Annotated in this window: 1 protein-coding gene; it reads left to right on the forward strand. The window is 45.1% G+C overall.

What is annotated here, in order from left to right; all coding sequences use genetic code 11:
* Nucleotides 1–177 precede the first annotated feature (177 nt).
* A complete protein-coding gene (locus A1QO_RS07330) occupies nucleotides 178–1,206 on the forward strand; it encodes an IS110 family transposase (RefSeq protein ID WP_017041084.1) in 1,029 nt (342 codons plus the stop codon).
* The last annotated feature ends 320 nt before the right edge of the window (nucleotides 1,207–1,526 follow it).

Consider the following 1,526-nt stretch of genomic DNA (forward strand, 5'->3'; position numbering starts at 1 on the left):
AATCCCATATGCACATATTGCTCGGACAGAAAGCGATGCTCGAGACAACAACAGAAGCTATCCTCACCTCAAAACCTTTCAATGTAATAGGCCGCCTAACGAATGATATGGACTCCCTCTACCTGACACTCTGCGTGCCATACTTACTTAGTACACGCTGAAGAACTGGAGGTTACTATGTCCACCATTCAAACTATTGGCGTTGACCTCGCCAAGAATGTATTCAGTATTCACGGCGTTGATGCATATGGCAAGTGCGTCCTACGCAAAACTGTCAAAAGAAACAAACTCTTAGACACATTCGCGAAGTTACCTCCCTGCCTCATCGGTATGGAGGCGTGCTCTGGTGCACACCACTGGGCGAGAGAGCTACTGAAACTAGGTCATAACCCGAAAATTATGGCGTCCAAATTCGTTATTCCATATCGACAAAATGAGAAGAACGATGCCAATGACGCAGAGGCCATCTGTGAAGCGGTATCTAGACCCAAAACACGATTTGTCTCTATAAAAAGTGAAGAGCAACAAGCTGTGCTTTGCCTCCACCGTATTCGACAGGGGCTAATTAAAACAAGAACGGCGACTATTAACCAGCTCAGAGGTTTGCTTTCCGAATTTGGTATTGTGATGCCTCAGGGGCGCTACTCGGCTCAAAACACTATTGGTAGTGTCCTTGAAGATGCAGAAAATGGTTTGCCTATACTCGCTCGAGAGCTACTTCAAGATCTATCGAACAAGATTCAACACCTTAACCTAGAAGTATTGCACTATGATCGTAGAGTCTCTGCTTTAGTTCGTGAGATGGCTTCAGCCAAAGCCCTCATGGATATTCCAGGTGTCGGTGAACACAGTGCAAGTGCCATTGTCGCGACCGTCAATGACGCCAAACAATTTGGATCTAGCCGCCAATTTGCCGCTTGGATAGGGTTGGTTCCAAGACAATACTCAACAGGTGGTCATGTTCATCTTGGTCGCATCAGCAAAAGAGGCGAAAAACATATTCGCACTCTACTTATTCATGGCGCAAGAGCCGTTATTGCACGATGTAAAGAGAAAACCGATCGCAACAGTATTTGGTTAAATCAACTCGTTGAACGACGAGGTTATAAACGAGCAGCTGTCGCCCTAGCAGCAAAAAACGCTCGTATAATATGGGCATTATTAACAACAGGAAAAGAGTACAAGATTAACTATGTAAACGGTTAACACTCACCGAGTCAAAGCAATAGCAAATGATGACAATACGACCAGACCGAGATGCTTAAACCTGTTTAATTGGGAAGTAATAAATACTGTTTAACGAATGAGGCTGGCATCAAGCGAATATCATCAAGGTGACGGAACGATTCCGATTAAACACCGAATGTAGAGCTGCTGTCCGATCCACTGTTGTCAGCGGGAGCTATTGTTGACAAAAGAGGGAGTCCATGTAGCCCTGTTAAGGTGTGAGCAACGCAATACCAAAGCCGCTGCATACCACCTTAAACACTAAACGTAACGCATAGTAAAAATGCCACGCGTTGCGA

The organism is Vibrio genomosp. F10 str. ZF-129 (assembly GCF_000287055.2).
Classification (GTDB): domain Bacteria; phylum Pseudomonadota; class Gammaproteobacteria; order Enterobacterales; family Vibrionaceae; genus Vibrio.